The sequence below is a fragment of the Jatrophihabitans sp. genome (assembly GCF_036388195.1).
Lineage (GTDB): Bacteria > Actinomycetota > Actinomycetes > Mycobacteriales > Jatrophihabitantaceae > Jatrophihabitans_A.
This window is the reverse complement of the sequence record NZ_DASVSG010000011.1, coordinates 1-17,968: the sequence shown is the minus strand read 5'-3', so window position 1 is coordinate 17,968 and position 17,968 is coordinate 1. Positions and strand designations below refer to the sequence as shown.

Annotated in this window: 18 protein-coding genes; 14 read left to right on the top strand and 4 right to left on the bottom strand. The window is 72.4% G+C overall.

Annotated elements, in window-relative coordinates; all coding sequences use genetic code 11:
- The first annotated feature begins 179 nt into the window (after positions 1 to 179).
- On the top strand, positions 180 to 461 hold the full coding sequence (locus VF612_RS00985; RefSeq protein ID WP_408657980.1) for a hypothetical protein: 282 nt from the start codon (positions 180 to 182) through the stop codon (positions 459 to 461).
- A gap of 4 nt (positions 462 to 465) precedes the next feature.
- Here the strand turns inward: VF612_RS00985 and VF612_RS00980 are convergent, their stop codons facing one another.
- Positions 466 to 1,617 carry a CapA family protein gene (locus VF612_RS00980; RefSeq protein WP_408657979.1) on the bottom strand — a complete coding sequence of 384 codons (1,152 nt, stop codon included), beginning with the start codon at positions 1,615 to 1,617 and terminating at the stop codon, positions 466 to 468.
- A 9-nt stretch (positions 1,618 to 1,626) separates the two neighbouring features.
- On the opposite strand from VF612_RS00980, the gene thrS reads away from it, so the two are divergent.
- Together thrS and VF612_RS00970 are read left to right on the top strand one after the other, a co-directional pair.
- Positions 1,627 to 3,771: a threonine--tRNA ligase gene (thrS, locus tag VF612_RS00975; protein ID WP_408657978.1), complete on the top strand. Its 2,145-nt coding sequence runs from the start codon at positions 1,627 to 1,629 to the stop codon at positions 3,769 to 3,771.
- On the top strand, positions 3,768 to 4,319 hold the full coding sequence (locus VF612_RS00970) for an HIT family protein (RefSeq protein WP_408657977.1): 552 nt from the start codon (positions 3,768 to 3,770) through the stop codon (positions 4,317 to 4,319). Before thrS ends, VF612_RS00970 begins: the two co-directional genes overlap by 4 nt.
- A gap of 41 nt (positions 4,320 to 4,360) precedes the next feature.
- Here VF612_RS00970 and VF612_RS00965 read toward each other — a convergent pair whose 3' ends face one another.
- Complete coding sequence (locus tag VF612_RS00965; RefSeq protein WP_408657976.1) at positions 4,361 to 5,287, bottom strand: hypothetical protein; 927 nt, start codon at positions 5,285 to 5,287, stop codon at positions 4,361 to 4,363.
- 153 nt (positions 5,288 to 5,440) lie between these two features.
- Between VF612_RS00965 and VF612_RS00960 the strand changes: the two genes are divergently transcribed.
- Together VF612_RS00960 and VF612_RS00955 are read left to right on the top strand one after the other, a co-directional pair.
- Positions 5,441 to 5,848 carry a VOC family protein gene (locus tag VF612_RS00960; RefSeq protein ID WP_408657975.1) on the top strand — a complete coding sequence of 136 codons (408 nt, stop codon included), beginning with the start codon at positions 5,441 to 5,443 and terminating at the stop codon, positions 5,846 to 5,848.
- 41 nt (positions 5,849 to 5,889) lie between these two features.
- Entirely contained in the window at positions 5,890 to 6,783 is an 894-nt protein-coding gene (locus VF612_RS00955; RefSeq protein WP_408657974.1) for a GNAT family N-acetyltransferase, read from the top strand.
- Positions 6,784 to 6,859: 76 nt separating this feature from the next.
- On the opposite strand, the gene VF612_RS00950 is transcribed toward VF612_RS00955, so the two are convergent.
- Together VF612_RS00950 and VF612_RS00945 are read right to left on the bottom strand one after the other, a co-directional pair.
- Positions 6,860 to 8,215, bottom strand: coding sequence for a lytic transglycosylase domain-containing protein (locus VF612_RS00950; protein WP_408657973.1), 1,356 nt, complete (start codon positions 8,213 to 8,215; stop codon positions 6,860 to 6,862).
- A 148-nt stretch (positions 8,216 to 8,363) separates the two neighbouring features.
- Positions 8,364 to 10,472, bottom strand: coding sequence for an elongation factor G-like protein EF-G2 (locus VF612_RS00945; RefSeq protein WP_408657972.1), 2,109 nt, complete (start codon positions 10,470 to 10,472; stop codon positions 8,364 to 8,366).
- 171 nt (positions 10,473 to 10,643) lie between these two features.
- Between VF612_RS00945 and pgsA the strand changes: the two genes are divergently transcribed.
- The 9 genes from pgsA to VF612_RS00900 all read left to right on the top strand — a co-directional run bounded on the left by pgsA (position 10,644) and on the right by VF612_RS00900 (position 17,808).
- Positions 10,644 to 11,255 (top strand): phosphatidylinositol phosphate synthase, encoded by a 612-nt coding sequence (gene pgsA, locus VF612_RS00940; RefSeq protein ID WP_408657971.1) that lies wholly within the window; start codon positions 10,644 to 10,646, stop codon positions 11,253 to 11,255.
- The gene (locus VF612_RS00935; protein ID WP_408657970.1) at positions 11,252 to 12,172 is read left to right on the top strand and encodes a phosphatidylinositol mannoside acyltransferase; all 921 of its coding nucleotides are present in this window, start codon (positions 11,252 to 11,254) and stop codon (positions 12,170 to 12,172) included. Before pgsA ends, VF612_RS00935 begins: the two co-directional genes overlap by 4 nt.
- Positions 12,169 to 13,356 (top strand): glycosyltransferase family 4 protein, encoded by a 1,188-nt coding sequence (locus VF612_RS00930; protein ID WP_408657969.1) that lies wholly within the window; start codon positions 12,169 to 12,171, stop codon positions 13,354 to 13,356. Before VF612_RS00935 ends, VF612_RS00930 begins: the two co-directional genes overlap by 4 nt.
- A 55-nt stretch (positions 13,357 to 13,411) precedes the next feature.
- Positions 13,412 to 13,981, top strand: a complete 570-nt coding sequence (locus tag VF612_RS00925) for a hypothetical protein (RefSeq protein ID WP_408657968.1) — start codon at positions 13,412 to 13,414, stop codon at positions 13,979 to 13,981.
- 54 nt (positions 13,982 to 14,035) lie between these two features.
- Entirely contained in the window at positions 14,036 to 15,109 is a 1,074-nt protein-coding gene (locus tag VF612_RS00920; RefSeq protein WP_408657967.1) for a DUF3048 domain-containing protein, read from the top strand.
- A 129-nt stretch (positions 15,110 to 15,238) separates the two neighbouring features.
- Positions 15,239 to 16,168 carry a pyridoxal 5'-phosphate synthase lyase subunit PdxS gene (pdxS, locus tag VF612_RS00915; protein WP_408657966.1) on the top strand — a complete coding sequence of 310 codons (930 nt, stop codon included), beginning with the start codon at positions 15,239 to 15,241 and terminating at the stop codon, positions 16,166 to 16,168.
- Between the two features lie 4 nt (positions 16,169 to 16,172).
- Complete coding sequence (locus tag VF612_RS00910; protein WP_408657965.1) at positions 16,173 to 16,397, top strand: DUF2277 domain-containing protein; 225 nt, start codon at positions 16,173 to 16,175, stop codon at positions 16,395 to 16,397.
- A gap of 3 nt (positions 16,398 to 16,400) precedes the next feature.
- On the top strand, positions 16,401 to 17,057 hold the full coding sequence (pdxT, locus tag VF612_RS00905) for a pyridoxal 5'-phosphate synthase glutaminase subunit PdxT (protein WP_408657964.1): 657 nt from the start codon (positions 16,401 to 16,403) through the stop codon (positions 17,055 to 17,057).
- 1 nt (position 17,058) lies between these two features.
- Entirely contained in the window at positions 17,059 to 17,808 is a 750-nt protein-coding gene (locus tag VF612_RS00900; RefSeq protein WP_408657963.1) for a YebC/PmpR family DNA-binding transcriptional regulator, read from the top strand.
- Positions 17,809 to 17,968: the final 160 nt, after the last annotated feature.

Here is a 17,968-nt window from a genome sequence, read left to right as displayed (position 1 = left end):
CATAATATGGCACGCGAGTTCACACTGGACCGACTACGCCGCGCCGACATTTCGAACCAGCGGTCTACGGACTCTGATAGCTCTTGGGTCCCTCACGTCCACACATTGCCCGTGCGACCTTCGAGGTGCATCCTCCGGACGGCAGGCGCTCGTCGCGCGTCCGCGACCTGGTCGATCTCGTGGTCATCGCTCGAACCCAGGTGGTGCAGGCGCCGCAGCTGCGCACCGCCATCGAGGCTGAGCGCCTGAACCGAAACCTGCCGGAGATCGCGGGCTACGCGACGCCGCCCGGCTGGCGATCGACCTACGGCCGGCTGGCTCGTGACGTCGCCGAGTGCCGAGACCATCGGACCTACGACCGGGCGGTCGGGCTCGTCCAGGCGTTCCTCGATCCGGTGCTGCAGGCGGCTGTCACGACAGGTCGATGGGATCCACGTGTTCAGGCCTGGTCCTGCGACTAGCCGCTCAGCGCGGCGGCTTGGCCAGCAGGCCCGCGCACTGGCGGAACTCCTCGAACTCCGACCGGATCCGGCGAGCCGTCGCGCCGGTGGCCGGCACCGCGATGCCCCGCTCGTCCAGCCGGGCCGGCGCGAAGGAGGCGGCGGTGACCTTGTCGCGGGTCAGCGTCAGGGTCAGGATCCCGCTGTCGTCGCGCTGGTCGCCGAAGGAGATCCACCAGAAGTAGTTGCCGAGGCCGAAGGAGATGTAGGTGCCGTCCGGACGCCAGCCGGCGCCCTGCAGGCCGTGCGCGTGGGTGCCGACCACCGCCGACGCGCCGGCCGCCGAGAGCTTGTCGGCGATCGAGTACTGGTCCTCATTGGGGCAGTGGACGTACTCGGTGCCCCAGTGCAGGTACACGATCACCGCGTCCGCCTGCTTCTTGGCAGCCCGCACCGCCGCGACCAGCCGGTCGGAGTACGCGCTGGCCACCCCGGCGCTGGTGCTGGTGGCCGTGAAGTTGGCCAGCGTCTCCTCCCGCACCTGCAGGCCCGCCACGAACGCCAGCCGCACCCCGTTGATCTCGGTGTAGTACGGGGCGTAGGCAGCGTTGGCGTTGGCGCCGATGCCCACCACCGGGAAGCCGGACCGCTTGATCGCGGCCAGGGTCTGGGCCAGCCCCGCCGAGCCGTAGTCGGCTGCGTGGTTGTTGGCCATGGTGACCAGGTCGATGCCCGCCGCCCGCAGCGCCGTGAACGCCGACGGCGGCGCCTTGAAGGTGAAGTTCTTGTTCTCCGGGGTGCCGCCGACGGCGATGGCGGTCTCGAGGTTGAGCATCGTCAGATCGGGCTTGGCCAGGCTCTTCGCGGCCGGTCCGAAGACGGTGGCCGGGTTGGCGGCCAGCCGGGCAGCGGTCCGGTCGGTGAAGTGGACGTCGCCGGCGAAGCCGAGCCGGACGACGCCGGACGGCTCCGACGACGCAGAGGGCGTGGCCGACGAGCCGGCGGACGAGCCGGCCGGGGACGACGGCGGCCCGGCGGCCGAACCGGACACCGAGCTGGAGCCGTCGCTGGTCGAGCCGGACGGCGAGGACGAGCTGTCGCAGCCGGCCACCAGCAACAGCGCGACGGTGGCGGCCAGCGCGGTGCGGGCAATATCGCCTCGGGAGTTTCTGGGCACCGCACTAGCATGCACGGTGCGCCTTCCGTTCCCATCCAGCCAGGCCATCGAAGGAGAGTATCCGTGTCCAGCGCCGCATCGCAGTCCACCGACGGAACCGCTGCCAGCGCCGTCCGGCCGTCGGTTGCGGTTGCCGCCGGAACGACTCCGCGGGCCGCGCTGGAGGCGGCCGGCATCGACGTCAACGGCCCGTCCGGCGCCGTGGTGGTTCGCGATTCGCGCGGCGAGCTGCGCGATCTGGACGTGCCGTTCGACGCCGCCGACGAGGTCGAGCCGGTCCCGATGGACTCGCCCGACGGCCTGGCGGTGCTGCGGCATTCCACCGCGCACGTGATGGCCCAGGCCGTGCAGCAGCTCTTTCCCGGCGCCCTGCTGGGCATCGGGCCGCCCATCGAGAACGGCTTCTACTACGACTTCCTGCCCAGCAGGCCGTTCACCCCCGAGGACCTCGCGGCGATCGAGAAGAAGATGGCCGAGATCGTCAAGGCCGCCCAGCGCTTCTCCCGGCGCGAGATCTCCGACGACCAGGCCCGAGCCGAGCTCGCCCACGAGCGGTTCAAGCTCGAGCTGATCGGGCTCAAGGGCGGCCAGAGCAACCACGCTGACAATCACACCAAGACCGAGCTGGACGCCGAGGAGATGTCGCAGGTCGGCGGTGGCGCGCTGACCATGTACGACAACCTCGATCGGGACGGCGGGCTGGCCTGGACCGACCTGTGCCGGGGACCGCACCTGCCCACCACCCGGCGGATCCCGGCGTTCAAGCTGATGCGCACCGCCGCGGCGTACTGGCGCGGTGACCAGGCCAACGAGCAGCTGCAACGGATCTACGGCACCGCCTGGCCGAGCAAGGACGACCTCAAGGCGTACCTGGTGCAGCTGGAGGAGGCGGCCAAGCGCGACCACCGCAAGCTCGGCGGCGAGCTGGACCTGTTCAGCTTTCCCGACGAGCTGGGGTCCGGGCTGGCGGTGTTCCACCCGAAGGGCGGCATCTTGCGCCGGGTGATGGAGGACTACGTCCGGCAGCGGCACGCCGAGGAGGGTTTCGACTTCGTCAGCACCCCGCACATCAGCAAGGACGGCCTGTTCCACACCTCCGGCCACCTGCCGTACTACGCCGACAGCATGTTCCCGCCGATGGAGCTGGAGAATGCCGCGTACCGGCTCAAGGCGATGAACTGCCCGATGCACAACCTGATCTACCGGTCCCGCGGGCGGTCCTATCGGGAGCTGCCGCTGCGGCTGTTCGAGCTGGGCAACGTGTACCGGTTCGAGAAGTCCGGCGTGGTGCACGGGCTGACCCGGGTGCGCGGGCTGACCATGGACGACTCGCACAGCTACTGCACCCCGGAGCAGGCGCCGGCCGAGATCAAGCACCTGCTCGACTTCTGCCTGGGCCTGTTCCGCGACTTCGGGCTGGAGGACTTCTACCTGGAGCTGTCCACCCGGGACGACTCCAAGCCGGACAAGTTCATCGGCACCGACGAGCAGTGGGAGGCCGCGACCGCGATCCTGGACCAGGTCGCGACCGAGTCCGGGCTCGACCTGGTTCCCGATCCCGGCGGCGCGGCCTACTACGGCCCGAAGATCTCCGTGCAGGCCCGCGATGCCATCGGCCGCACCTGGCAGATGTCGACCATCCAGTACGACTTCAACCAGCCGGCCCGGTTCGGGCTGGAGTACGCCGGCGCGGACGGCGAGCGCCACCAACCGGTGATGATCCACTCGGCGAAGTTCGGCTCGATCGAGCGGTTCATCGGGGTGCTGATCGAGCACTACGCCGGCGCCTTCCCGGCCTGGCTGGCGCCGGTGCAGGTCATCGCGATCCCGGTGACCGACGAGCAGGTGGAGTACCTGCACGGGGTGGCGGCGCAGCTGAGGGCCCGCCGGATCCGGGTCGAGGTCGATGCCAGCGCCGACCGGATGCAGAAGAAGATCCGGACCGCGCAGCAGGCCAAGGCGCCGTTCATGCTGATCGCCGGCGGCAAGGACGCCGAGGACGGCGCGGTCTCGTTTCGGTTCCGCGACGGCGAGCAGCTCAACGGCGTTGCGCTGGACCGGGCGCTGGACCAGATCGCCGATTTCGTCGACCGGCGGATCAACCACTCGCCCTCGGTGGCCGACTTCCAGCCGATCTCCCGCGAGCAGCCGTGACCGAACCGGAACTGGTCGACGGCGCGGACTTCGCCGGCCGTCCCGATGCCTTTCAGCGGCTGTGGACGCCGCACCGCATGGTCTACATCGGCGGCGAGGGCAAGCCCGCCTCCGACGCCGAGCACCACTGCCCGTTCTGCGACATCCCCAAGCAGTCAGACCGGGACGGCCTGATCGTCAGCCGCGGCGAGCTGGCCTTCACCGTGCTCAACCTGTACCCGTACAACCCCGGCCACCTGATGGTGGTGCCGTACCGGCATGTCGGCGACTACACCGACCTGAGCGCCGACGAGGCCGCCGAGGTGGCGCTGCTGACCCAGCGGGCGATGGCCGCCCTGCGCGCCGCCGCCCGCCCGCAGGGGTTCAACATCGGCATGAACCAGGGGACGGTCGGCGGGGCCGGCATCGCGGCGCACCTGCATCAGCACGTCGTTCCGCGCTGGGGCGGGGACATGAACTTCATGCCGGTGATCGGTCAGACCCGGGTGCTTCCGCAACTGCTGGCCGACGCCCGCGAGCAGCTGGCGGCGCACTGGCCCGAGGCCTGAGGCCTGAGGCCTGAGGCCTGAGGCCTGAGGCGGTCACCTGCTCAGCTGGGGTCGCTGACCTGCGCCGCGTTGGACTGCGCCGCGTTGGACTGGGCCGGCTTGGCCTCGTCGGCCTGCGCCGCGTCGGTCTCGGTCGGCTTGGCCGCGTCAGTTTCGGCCGGCTTGGCCTCGTCGGCCTGGGCCGGCTTGGCCTCGTCAGTTTCGGCCGGCTTGGTCGTCGGCTGTGCCCCGTTGGACTGCGCCGTGTAGGACTGGGCCGGCTTGGCCGCGTCGGACTGGGCCGGCTGGGCCGCGTCAGACTCGGCCGGCTTGGCCGGCTGGTTCCATGGCTTGGCCGGAGGCGACGTGGGCGCCGCCAGCTTGCTGCGTACCAGCTGCGCCAGCGCGCCCAGCGCGCCCAGGATCAGCAACCCCCGCCCGGCCTTGCGCGTCCTGCTGGTGGTCGGCTTCTCCCGTCGGACCAGCGTCGCCGCCGCCACGGCACGTTCCACCGCATCGGTTCGCACCTGAGCCGCCTGTGCCTTCGCCCGCGACTTGGCAAGCGCCGCCTGTGTCTTCGCGTCAGCCACCGTCAGGCCGCCGTGCCTGCGCGCCTTGCGGGTCTGCTGGCGGGCCTGCTCGCGCCGGGTGTGGGCTTCGGCCTTGGCCAGCTTGCGGGCCCGGCGGCCCCGGGCTGCCAGCGCCACGGCGCCGGCCTCGACGGCGGAGCCGACCGCGTCCACCGCGCTGCCGACCGCGTCCACGGCCTCGGTGACGGCGCCACCGGCTGCCCCGACGGCGGTGCTGAGCGCGTGTCCCGCGCTGGCGGCCGCCTCCTTGGCGTTCTGGGTCACCGCGGCGCCGGTGGACTTGGCGTTCTGGGTCACGGCGATGCCGGTCGACTTGGCGTCCTGGGTCACCGCGGCGCTTGCCGACTTCACAGCCTGCAAGGCGTCAGCGACCTCTGACCGGGTTTGACGTCTGATCACGGGTTAGCTCCATTCGGTTTGAGGAGTCCTGCTGAGCCGTGCGCGCTAAACCTACCCAAGGGGTCCTAGACGGGGTACTCGGTGCGCTTGCAGCCACGGCGGACCGCGCGCCGGGTCTTGCACAGCCCGACGGCGGCCCGCCAAGCTGGGGGTATGGACTCCGGGGTGCCAGCGCCGCAGGTCTGGCCGATGTTCCGGGCGCGCGACGCCCTCGGGCTGATCCGGTTCCTGGTCGACGTCGTGGGATTCGAGGAGACCGCCGTCCACGCCGAGGGCGAGCTGGTCAGCCACGCCGAGCTGGCCTGGCCGCCCGGTGGCGGGATCATGCTGGGGTCGGTCCGCGACGACGACCTCGGGATGATGCCCGGCACGTTCGCCGCCTACGTCGTCACCGACGAGCCCGATGCCCTGCACCGGCGAGCTGTCGACGCGGGCGCGGAGATCATCCGGGAGCCGCACACCACCGACTACGGCTCCCGCGAGTTCGCGCTGCGCGATCCGGAGGGCAACAACTGGTTCTTCGGCACCTACCGGGGCGAGCCGCGCCGGCCACCGGCCTAAATCGCCTCGACCGGGCGGCTCGGTGATGGCACCGTAATGCCATGCCCTGGTCCTTCACCGATGATCCGCACCGGTACGCCGAGCACGTCCTGGACCTGCTGACCGCGCGCCCGGACGTCCACACCGTTCCGCTGACGGTGCTGGAGACGCTGCGGGCCGGCCAGCGGTTCTCCGATGTGGCTCCGCTGTTCGGCTGGTACGGGGCCGCCGGCGAGATCACCGGCGCGATCTCGATGACCCCGCCGTACGGCGTCCTGCTGGCGGAGCTGCCGCCGGGCAGCGAGGACGAGCTGGCCGCCGGGATCCGCGAGCGGGCAGCCGAGGTGCCCGACACCATGGGCACCGTGGACGCTGCCGGCCGGTTCGCGGCCAGCTGGACGGCCGGCACCGGCCTCCGCACCGAGGTGGCCATGCGGCAGCGCGTCTACACCCTGGACGGTCTGCGGCCGCCGACGCCACCGCCCGCGGGCCGGGCCCGGGCCGCCGTCCCGGCGGATCTGGACGTGGTGATGGACTGGGTCACCCGGTTCCACCTGGAGGCCGAGGCGTCCGCGGCGACGCCCCAGCCGGAGATGTACCTGCGGCGGATCGAGCTCGGGCTGCTGTGGCTCTGGCTGGACGAGCAGGCCCGTCCCGTGTCGATGGCCAGCCGCAACGTCACGGTCGCCGGGGTCAGCCGGATCGGGCCCGTCTACACCCCGCCGGACTCGCGCCGGCGCGGTTACGGGGCGGCGGTCACCGCGGCCTGCACCCAGGACGCCCTGGACTGCGGCGCCCGCCAGGTCGTGCTGTTCACCGACGAGGCCAACCCCACCTCGAACGGCATCTACCAGCAGCTCGGCTACCGGGCGCTGGACGACCGGCTGATCCTCCGGTTCGTCGGTGCCCCGGACCAGGCTGGCGCACCGGACGAGGCTGGCGCACCGACCTCCTGACCGGTCGACTGTCATACCGATCGAACGCCAGGACGGGCGCTCGGTATGACCGTCGCCCAGCCGGCGACCAGGAGTCTCAGGACGATGTGCAGGGCACCTCGACGACGATGCCGAGCACCGTCTCGGTGCATACCGTGCTGCTCGGCGACGGGACCACCGTGGGAACGGTCAGGGTCGGCAGCGGAAGGCCGGACGGCGCCGGGTTGCTCGAGGCGGCCGGACTGCTCGGCTTCGGCTTGGCCGAGCTCTGGGGCGGCGAGCTGGCCGGCGGGGTGCTGCTCGGGGCCGGGTGAGGAGTGCCGGACGAGCCGGTGCCCGAGGAGCCAGAGCCCGAGGAGCCAGAGCCAGTGCCCGACGAACCAGAGCCGGTACCGGAGGAGCCAGAGCCAGCACTCGAAGAACCAGCGCCCGACGTACGAGAGCCGCCGGATGACGCGCCACCCCGATCCAGCCCGGCCGGCCGCCCCGGGTTCACCGGCGGCAGCCATGAGGTGTCCACCGGTGGCAGGGCGCCCGTGGTGATGCCCTTGATCGGCCCGTCCAGCGGCGTTCCGGTGCCGTAGGCCGCCGCGGTGCCCAGCACCAGGGCCAGGTACTCGTCGGAATGGTTGTAGGCCAGCACCGCCCGGCGCTGACCGGCGGCCGTGCGCAGGTCACCGCCCGCGGCGCACAGGTAGCGGGCCGCGGCCAGCGCGGCGTCGTTGATGTTGAACGGGCTGGCGACCCGGTCGCCGTTGCCGTCGATGCCGTACACCGCCCAGGTCGAGGGGATGAACTGCATCGGCCCGACGGCGCGGTCGTACCGGGAGTCGCGGTCCAGCCGGCCGCCGTCGGTGTCGGCGATGTAGTCGTAGACGACGCCGTCGAGCGCCGCCCCGATGATGTGCGGGCTGGACTCCCCGCTCGGGCTCAGGCTCGCCCCGCCGTACCGGCCGTGGTTGGACTCGATCCGGCCGATCCCGGCGAGCAGCCACCATTCGAGGCCGCAGCCGGGCTGGGCCGACGCCAGCCGGGCGGCCGCGGCCCGGTAGGCGTTGAGCGCGACCACCGGGATGCCGTTGGCTGCCAGCCCGGTGATCACGGCCGGGCCGGCAGCGGCCGGCCGGGCGACATGGACCGGCTGGGCGGGCAGCAGCTTGGCGCCCTTCGGCGCGCCCTGCGACAGCCGGGCAAGCCCGGCCGGAGCGGCAGCGGAAGCGGCAGGGCTGGTGGTGGGGGAAGCGCTGGGCCGCGTCGGGGTGCCGGCCGCGCCGGTGGTCGCCAGGATGCCCGCGCCGAGCGCGACAGCCATCGCCGCCGCGAGCGCGGCGCGCGGCAGCCAGGCCGGAGCCGGCGGCGCGGGCACCGGCTGGTGTGCTGCCCGGTGCCGCCCCGAAGGTGCCGCGTGGCGTCCGGTGGCGACGGTCGGTTCAGTACTGTCCGGCTCGGTCATGGTCTGCTTTCTCGCGGGACGGGCAGGTCATCACGTCCAACGAGCAGTGCCGGTGACGGTTACGTGGCCTTTGCCGGGACAAGGAAGATCACACAGGAACCGGCGAGCCCGTGTCGCAGCCCTGGCTCGGCTTGATTCGGCAGAGCGGCTATCCGAGCAGCGCGGCGGCCACCGTCGGCGGAGCGGGGTCGTGACGCAGGTAGCTGCGGGTGAAGCTGCCCGCCCCACCGGTCAGCGACCGCAGCACCGCCGGATAGCGCAGCAGCTCGATGGCCGGCACCTCGGCGCTGATCACGCTGCGGTTGCCGGGCCGGTCCGAGGTCAGCGGCTCGGTGCCGGTGACCCGGGCCCGCCGGCCGGACAGGTCCGACAGCACGGCGCCGATGGAGTGCTCGGCCACCGTGATCCGCACCGAGTCCACCGGTTCCAGCAGCTGCACCCCGCCGGCTGCCGCGGCGTCCTTGACCGCCAGCGCCCCGGCCGTCTGGAACGCGGCGTCGGAGGAGTCCACGCTGTGCGCCTTGCCGTCCACCAGGGTGACCTGGACGTCCACCACCGGCACCGTGGCCTGCTGCTGCAGGCCGCGGGCGAGCTGGGCCCGCACCCCCTTCTCGACGGAGCCGATGAACTGGCTGGGCACCGCGCCGCCGACCACCCGGTCCAGGAACTGCACTCCCGAGCCGCGCGGCAGCGGTTCGACCACCACGTCGCAGACGGCGTACTGGCCGTGGCCGCCGGACTGCTTGACCTGCCGGCCGTGCCCGCGCGCCTGGGTGGTGAAGGTGGCCAGCAGCGGCACCCGGACCGGCTCGGTCTCGATCGCCGCGCCACCGGCGCGCAACCGGGCCAGGACGACCTCGGCATGTGCCTCGCCCAGGCACCAGAGCACCAGCTGGTTGGTCTCGGCGTTGCGCTCGATCCGGACGGCCGGGTCGGCGGCCGCGAGCCGGGTCAGCGCCTTGGCCAGCGCGTCCTCGTCGTTGCGGGTCGCGGCCCGGACGGCCATCGGCAGCAGCGGCTCGGGCAGCTGCCAGGGCAGGATCACCAGCGGCTGGCGCTGCTCGGAGAGCGTGTCACCGGTCTCGGCGCTGGCCAGCCGGGCCACCACGCAGAAGTCCCCGGCGAACGCCGAGGAGATCGGCGCCAGCGTCGGCCCGAGCAGCGTCGCGACCTTCTCGTCGGCGTCGTGGTCGGGATGGCCCCGGTCGGCGCTGCCGTGCCCGGAGACGTGCAGCGCGGTGTCGGTGGTGATGGTGCCGGAGAACACCCGGGCCAGCGACACCCGGCCCAGGTACGGGTCGACCCAGGTCCGCACCACCTCGGCGGCCAGCGGCCCGGCCGGGTCGCACGTCAGCTTCGGCCCGTCCGCACCGATCGGTGTGTAGCAGTCGGGCAGCGGGCGCTCGGTCGGGCTCGGGAAGCCCCGGACGATCAGCTCCAGCAGCTCGCTCATCCCGAAGCTGGAATCGCCGCCGCCGCAGACCGGCACCACCGGATGGAAGTGGCCGCGGCCCACCGCGGTGTGCAGGTCGGCGACCAGCACCGCGGGGTCCAGGTCGTCGCCGGACAGGTAGCGGTCGAGCAGGGACTCGTCCTCGCTCTCGGCGATGATGGCCTCGATCAGCGCCGCCCGGTCGTCGGAGTAGGCCGGGTCGGTGGCGGTGAGCAGCTCGACCAGCCCGCCCGCCGCCGGCTGCGCCGCATCGGTGGGCAGGTACAGCGGCAGCACCGCGTTGCCGTCCACCCCGCCGAAGGCCTGCCGGCAGGCGGCCAGCGTCCGGGCCAGGTCCGCGCGCGGGGCGTCCAGCCGGTTGATCACCACCGCTCGGGGGGTTCCGAGGGCCGCGCATTCCTCCCACAGCGCCAGGGTGCTGTCATCGAGCTCCTCGGCGGCCGAGACGACGAACAGGGCGGCGTCGGCGGCCCGCAACCCGGCCCGCAGCTCCCCGACGAAGTCCGGCGAGCCGGGGGTGTCCAGCAGGTTCAGCACCATGTCGCGGTAGCGCATCGGGCAGACGGAGAGGAACGCCGAGCGCTGCTGGCTGATCTCGACCGGGTCGGCGTCGGAGACGGTGTTGCCGTCGGCCACCGTGCCGGCGCGCGAGATGGCGCCGGCCGCTGCCAGCAGGTGCTCGGTCAGGGTGGTCTTGCCCACCCCGCCGTGCCCCACCAGCGCGACATTGCGGATCTGCTCTGGATTGCCGGCTGCCACCGGGGCGAGCCGGCTCTGCGTCCTGGCCGCTGTCTTGACTGACATCGCGCAGCCCCTCACTGGGCTGCCCCGACTCCGGACGGGCCTGCCGGAGTGATCCGAAAAGCGTGGCCCTCCGCTGCATTTGACACCCGCGCGGCGTGCCGGGCAAGGCCTGCGGCGGCCCCGTCTTCGCGCTGCGCCGGCCGCCGGGGGGCTGCCCGATAGAGTTGAGCGGTGCTGAACCTGCTGCGGGCCCCGATCGGCAAGGCGATCGCGCCGCTGGGCCGGTCGCTGGCCCACGCGGGGGTCAGCCCCGACATGGTCACGATCACCGGCACCATCGGCGCCACCGTCTCGGCCCTGGTCTTCTACCCGCGCGGGGCCTTCTTCGTCGGCACGCTGTTCATCTGGGCCTTCGTGATGTTCGACATGGTCGACGGCGCGGTGGCCCGGGCCGGCGGCACCAGCAGCCGGTTCGGCGCGGTGCTGGATTCCAGCTGCGACCGGATCGCCGACGCGGCGGTGTTCGCCACCCTGGCCTGGTGGTTCGCCGGACAGGACCAGCCGGCGCTGCTGGCGGCCTCGCTGCTGTGCCTGGTGCTGGGGTCGCTGACCTCCTACATCAAGGCCCGGGCCGAGGGCGCGGGGTTCAGCTGCAACGTCGGCATCGCCGAGCGGTCCGAGCGGCTGATCATCGTGCTGGTGGGCACCGGCCTGACCGGCTGGCCGTTCCGGCTGCCCTACGTCCAGGCGATCGCGCTCTGGGTGCTGGTGGCCGCCTCGACGATCACCGTCATCCAGCGGCTGGCCACCGTCTGGCAGCAGTCCCGGGCGCAGCAGGCGTGAGGCTGGCCGGTGGCTGGCTGACCACCGCCTCCTACGTCGCGGGATGGCGGCTGATCCGGGCGCTGCCGGCGCCGCTGGCCGGCCGGCTGTTCGCCGCCGCAGCTGACCTGGCGGTCCGCCGGGACGGCAGGTCGGTACGGCAGCTGCGCCGCAACCTGGCCCGGGTGGCCGGCCCGGACGTCGCGCCCGCGGAGCTGGACCGGCTGGTGCGGGCGGGCATGCGTTCCTACGCCCGGTACTGGCTGGAGACCTTCCGGTTGCCGAGCATGGACCACGGCCAGATCATCGCCCACGTGCGCACCGACGGGGCCGACAATGTCGACCGGGCGATGGCCGCCGGTCGCGGCGCCGTCTTCGCGCTGCCGCACAGCGGCAACTGGGACATCGCCGGGCTGTGGCTGGTCCGGCGCGGCTACCCGTTCAGCACGGTGGCCGAACGGCTGCAGCCCGAGTCGCTGTTCGACCGGTTCGTGGCCTACCGGGAGAGCCTGGGGATGCGGGTGCTGCCGCTGACCGGCGGGCCGCACCCGCCCATGCAGGTGCTGGCGGAGCGGTTGCGCGCCGGCGAGGCGGTGTGCCTGGTCGCGGACCGGGACCTGTCCCGCAGCGGGGTGGACGTGCGGTTCTTCGGCGAGCCGACCCGGATGCCGCCCGGGCCCGCGCTGCTGGCCGCCACCACCGGCGCGGCGCTGATCCCGGTGCACCTGTACTTCGACGGCGAGGGCTGGGGCCAGTGGATCGGCCCGGAGATCGAGCTGGGCGACGGGCCGCTGCGCAGCCGGGTGCAGCACGCCACCCAGGCGCTGGCCAGCGCCTTCGAGAGCCGGATCGCCGAGCATCCCCAGGACTGGCACATGCTGCAACGGCTCTGGCTGGCCGATCTGGACCCGTCCCGGCTCGTGGCCGCCCAGCCGTGAGGATCGGCATCGTCTGCCCCTACCTCTGGGACATCCCCGGTGGCGTCCAGGCGCACGTGCGGGACCTGGCCGGGACCCTGATCGGCCTCGGCCACCAGGTGTCGGTGCTGACGCCGGGGGACGAGGACTCGCCGAGCCTGCCGAGCTACGTGGTGGCCGCCGGCCGGACGGTGCCGATCCCGTACAACGGCTCGGTCGCGAGGTTGCAGTTCGGGCTGGTCTCGGCCACCCGGGTACGGCGCTGGCTGCGCCAGGGCGACTTCGACGTGGTGCACGTGCACGAGCCGGCGCCGCCGAGCCTGTCGCTGCTGACGGTGCTGCTGGCCGATGCCCCGCTGGTGGCGACCTTCCACGCGGCCTCGAACCGGTCGCGGTTCCTGGCGATGTTCGACAGCGCGGTGCAGGCGTTGCTGGAGCGGCTGTCCGGGCGGATCGCGGTGTCGCCGGCGGCCCGCAAGATGATCGTCGAGCACCTCGGGGCGGACGCGGTGGTCATTCCCAACGGGGTGTCGATCGCGGCCTTCGCCGGCGCCGAGCCGCTGCCGGGTTACCCCCGCGACCCGGCGCTGGGCGGGACGATCGGCTTCATCGGCCGCTACGACGAGTCCCGCAAGGGGATGTCGGTGCTGCTGGAGGCGATGACCGAGCTGGTCCGCACCCGGCCGGGCGTGCGGCTGCTGGTGGCCGGCCGGGGCCAGGAGCAGGACTTCCTCGACGAGCTGCCGGAGCCCCTGGCCGGGTCGGTGGTGATGCTGGGGATGGTGAGCGAGCGCGACAAGGCGGCCCTGCTGCGCAGCGTCGACGTCTATGTCGCCCCGAACACCGGCGGCGAGAGCTTCGGGATCATCCTGCTGGAGGCGCTGGCCGCCGGCGCCCCGATCGTGGCCAGCGACCTGCCCGCGTTCCGCCTGGTGCTGGAGCCGGCCGACGCGACCGGCTCCGAGACCGGATCGCAGCGGCGACGGAGCGAGGATTGGAGACGGGTCCGGGGCGGCCTGCTGTTCCGCAACCGCGACTCGGCGGCGCTGGCCCGGGCGCTGGAGCACGTGCTGTCCGATTCCACGCTGCGCCGGCAGCTGGCCGAGACGGGGGCCGAGCTGGCGCGGCCCTACGACTGGCAGGTGGTCACCGGGCAGATCCTGCGGGTGTACGAGATCGCCTGCGCGGCGGCCGTCCGGAGCTAACGTCGAGTTAGCGAGCCTCCCGGCGCCTCCGCCGCGGAGTTTGTAGCCTGGCCCGGTGCTACCGGCGGGTTGGTTGGTCGCGGCGGTGTTCGTCGCGGTCCTGCTGACCTCCTGGGTGACCTTCACGCTGACCCGGCTGGACCGGCTGCATGCCCGGGTCGACGCCGCGCAGTCGGCGCTGGACGCCCAGCTCGTCCGCCGGGCGGCGGCGCTGCTGCAGCTGGGCGAGCGGCCGGACTCCAACCTGGCGCCGGACACCGCCCACGCGCTGGTCGGCACCGCCCGGGCCGCGCTGGCGGTGCAGCACTGGCAGCAGGACGATCGGCGGACGGTGGAGAACCAGGTCGGACGCGCGATCGCCGGACTGCAGGCCGAGCGCGCCCGGCTGCCCGCCGACGCGGTCACCGAGCTTGCCGAAGCGGCAACCCGGGTGATGATCGCCCGGCGATTCTTCAACGATGCGGTCCGCGACACTCGTACGCTGCGGGCGCGCAGGATGCCGCGGTTGTTGCATCTTGCCGGCCGCCGGGAGCTGCCGCTGTTCTTCGACATCGACGACACCAGCGTGTTCTCCGACAGCCCGCCGGACCGGGAACCCGGGACGCCGCCTGAGCACCCCACCTGAGACCCGCCACATAACGCGGCTGAACAGCCAGCCTCGACCGCAAGGAGCACCACGATGATTGCCGGACTGTCCAAGCCCCAGGCCTTGATCGCCGCCGGGGCCGCCGCGGTGGTGATGATCGGCGGCGTCTCGGCCCTGGCGCTGCGCGGCGAGGACACCAAGCTGGCCGCGCCGGCCAGCTCGAGTTCGCCGGCCAGCTCGCCGGTCCCCACCCCGACCCCCACGCCCAGCGCCAAGCCGTCCGCCAAACCCGTCGCCCCGGTCAATCCGCTGACCGGCATCGGCAAGCCGCCGGCCGGCCCGGTCCTGGGGGTCAAGATCGACGACACCGCCAACGGGCGGCCGGCGGTGGGCCTGGACAAGGCCGACGTGGTCTACATCGAGGAGGTCGAGGGCGGCCTGACCCGGATGCTGGCGGTGTTCGGCACCTCCAAGCCGGTGGTCGAGCCGGTCCGCAGCGTCCGGGCCAGCGACGCCGAGCTGCTCGTGCAGTACGGGCGGATCTCGCTGGTCGCCTCCGGCGGGGGCCATGACGCGCTGCCGCGGCTGGACGCCTCGCCGATCAAGGGCATCATCAACGACCGCGGCGCCCCGGGCTTCTCCCGGGACGGCAACCGGCCGGTGCCCTACAACGTGCGGGCCGACCTGGCCCGGATGTCGGCCCGGGCCCGGACGGCGGGCTCGCGCAACGTGGGCTTCAGCTGGGCGCGGACCGATCCCCGGCTCAAGACGGCGCGGGTGGCGACCAGCGTCCGGACGGTGGTGGGCAGCACCCCGGTCACCTTCCAGTGGCAGGCCCGGCTCGGCAAGTACGTCCGGACGATCGGCGGCGCCGCCCTGCACACCGCCAACGGGGCGCCGATCGCCACCCCGAACGTCCTGGTGCAGCTGTGCAGGGTGACCAACAACTTCGGCGACGTCGACGTCAACGGCAACCCGTCGCGCTACACCCACACGGTGGGCTCCGGACGGGTGGTGCTGTTCCGCAACGGCCACCGGATCGAGGGCAGGTGGTCACGTCCCTCGGCCGCCGCCCCGACGAGGTTCACCGACCTCAAGGGCGCGCCGCTGCTGCTGGCTCCGGGCGGCGCCTACGTGGTGCTGGCAGCCAAGGGAGCGCGGGTGTAGCCGGTCAGAGCGCGGACGCGGCCCGCGTGGACCGCCGCGCCCTTTGACCGGGATTGCCCGTCCCGCTGTTCCTGCCGCGGATGTCGCCCGCGGTGCCCAGCACGCGCCATCCAGCCGTAGAATGCAGGCATGACCTCTGAGCACGGCAGCGCCGCCAACACCCCGTCCCCGGCCACTCCCACCGTGGGCACCGCCCGCGTCAAGCGAGGCATGGCCGAGATGCTCAAGGGCGGCGTCATCATGGACGTCGTCACCGCCGAGCAGGCCAAGATCGCCGAGGATTCCGGCGCGGTCGCGGTGATGGCGCTGGAACGGGTGCCCGCCGACATCCGGGCCCAGGGCGGCGTGTCCCGGATGAGTGACCCGGACATGATCGACTCGATCATCTCGGCGGTCTCGATCCCGGTGATGGCCAAGGCCCGGATCGGGCACTTCGTCGAGGCCCAGGTGTTGCAGGCCCTGGGGGTGGACTACATCGACGAGTCCGAGGTGCTCACCCCGGCCGACTACACCAACCACATCGACAAGTGGCAGTTCACCGTGCCGTTCGTGTGCGGGGCCACCAACCTGGGCGAGGCGCTGCGCCGGATCACCGAGGGCGCGGCGATGATCCGGTCCAAGGGCGAGGCCGGCACCGGGGACGTGTCCAACGCCACCACCCACATGCGCAAGATCGGTGGCGAGATCCGGCGGCTGAGCTCGCTGTCGGCCGACGAGCTGTTCGTCGCGGCCAAGGAGCTGCAGGCGCCGTACGACCTGGTCGCCGAGGTGGCCAAGCTGGGCAAGCTGCCGGTGGTGCTGTTCACCGCCGGCGGCATCGCGACCCCGGCCGACGCGGCCATGATGATGCAGCTGGGCGCCGAGGGCGTGTTCGTCGGCTCGGGCATCTTCAAGTCCGGCAACCCGGCCCAGCGCGCCGAGGCGATCGTCAAGGCCACCACCTTCTACGACGACCCGGACGTGCTGGCGAAGGTGTCGCGGGGTCTGGGTGAGGCCATGGTCGGCATCAACGTCGAAGAGATCCCGCAGCCGCACCGCCTCGCCGAGCGGGGCTGGTAACGCCATGTGCCGCAGCATCAAGACCCTCCGGCCGCCCTACACCGAGGACGCGACGTCGGAGGACAGCCGGGCAGCGGCCCTGCAGTACGTCCGCAAGGTCGCCGGCATGCGCAGCCCGTCCAAGGCCAACCACGAGGCGTTCGACGCCGCGGTGGACCAGATCGCCGCGATCACCGACGAGCTGCTGGCGAGCCTGGTGCTGCCGGCCCGCTCCGCCGCCGCCCGATAGCTGGTGGACGGTACGCGGCCGCTGATCGGGGTACTGGCGCTCCAGGGGGACGTCCGCGAGCACCTGGCCGCGCTGCGCTCGGTCGGCGCCGAGGCCATGCCGGTCCGGCGGCAGTCCGAGCTCGAGGCCGTGGACGGCCTGGTGATACCGGGCGGGGAGTCCACCACGATCGTCAAGCTGGCCCAGTCCTTCGAGCTGTTCGAGCCGTTGCACAAGCGGATCGCCGCCGGCATGCCCACCTACGGCTCCTGCGCCGGGATGATCCTGCTGGCCGACCGGATCCTGGACGGCATCGCCGGGCAGGACACCTTCGGCGGCATCGACATGACCGTCCGGCGCAACGCCTTCGGCCGGCAGGTGGAGTCCTTCGAGGAGGCGGTGTCGGTCGAGGGCCTGGACGGCGGCCCGCTGACCGCGGTGTTCATCCGCGCGCCCTGGGTCGAGGAGGTCGGCCCGGACGCCCGGGTGCTCGCCCGCGTGGAGTCAGGACCGGCGGCGGGTAGAATCGTGGGGATTCGCCAGCAGCACCTGCTGGCCACGTCTTTCCACCCCGAGCTCACCGGTGACGCGCGAGTGCACGGGTACTTCCTGGAGATGGTGCGGGAGGCCGAGCAGGCGCCCGCCACGGGCGCCGCGGCGTCGAAGAGCGGAGACGAGTGACATGAGCGGCCATTCCAAGTGGGCGACGACCAAGCACAAGAAGGCTGTCGTCGACGCCAAGCGCGGCAAGATGTTCGCCAAGCTGATCAAGAACATCGAGGTCGCCGCCCGTACCGGCGGCGGTGACCCGACCGGCAACCCGACCCTCTTCGACGCGATCCAGAAGGCCCGCAAGACCTCGGTGCCGCTGGACAACATCGAGCGCGCGGTCAAGCGCGGCTCGGGCGCCGAGGCCGGCGGGGCCGACTGGCAGACCATCATGTACGAGGGCTACGGACCCTCCGGCGTGGCCGTGCTCATCGAGTGCCTGACCGACAACCGCAACCGGGCGGCCAGCGAGGTGCGGACCGCGATGACCCGCAACGGCGGCAACATGGCCGATCCCGGCTCGGTGTCCTACCTGTTCAGCCGCAAGGGCGTGGTGATCGTCGCCAAGGACGGCCTCACCGAGGACGACGTGCTCGCCGCGGTGCTGGAGGCCGGCGCCGAGGAGGTCAACGACCTCGGCGAGGAGTTCGAGGTGATCTGCGAGGCGACCGACCTGGTGCCGGTGCGGACCGCGCTGCAGGACGCCGGCATCGACTACGAGTCGGCCGACTCCTCGTTCCTGCCCAGCGTGCAGGTGCCGCTGGACGAGGAGGGCGCGCGCAAGGTGTTCAAGCTCATCGACGCGCTGGAGGACTCCGACGACGTGCAGAACGTCTACGCCAACTTCGAGGTGTCCGACGACGTGCTGGCCGCGGTCGGCTAGCACCCCCGAGCCCGGGTCGGCTAGCTGTATTGACCACAGACGTTGGTGACGCTGTTCGGCATGGCGTCGTGACATGAGGAAGACCTCCGAGTGAGGTGTGGAGCTGTCTAGGAACCGCTCCTCTACCCGGAGGTCTTCGTGTCCCACGCTAATGCTTTGC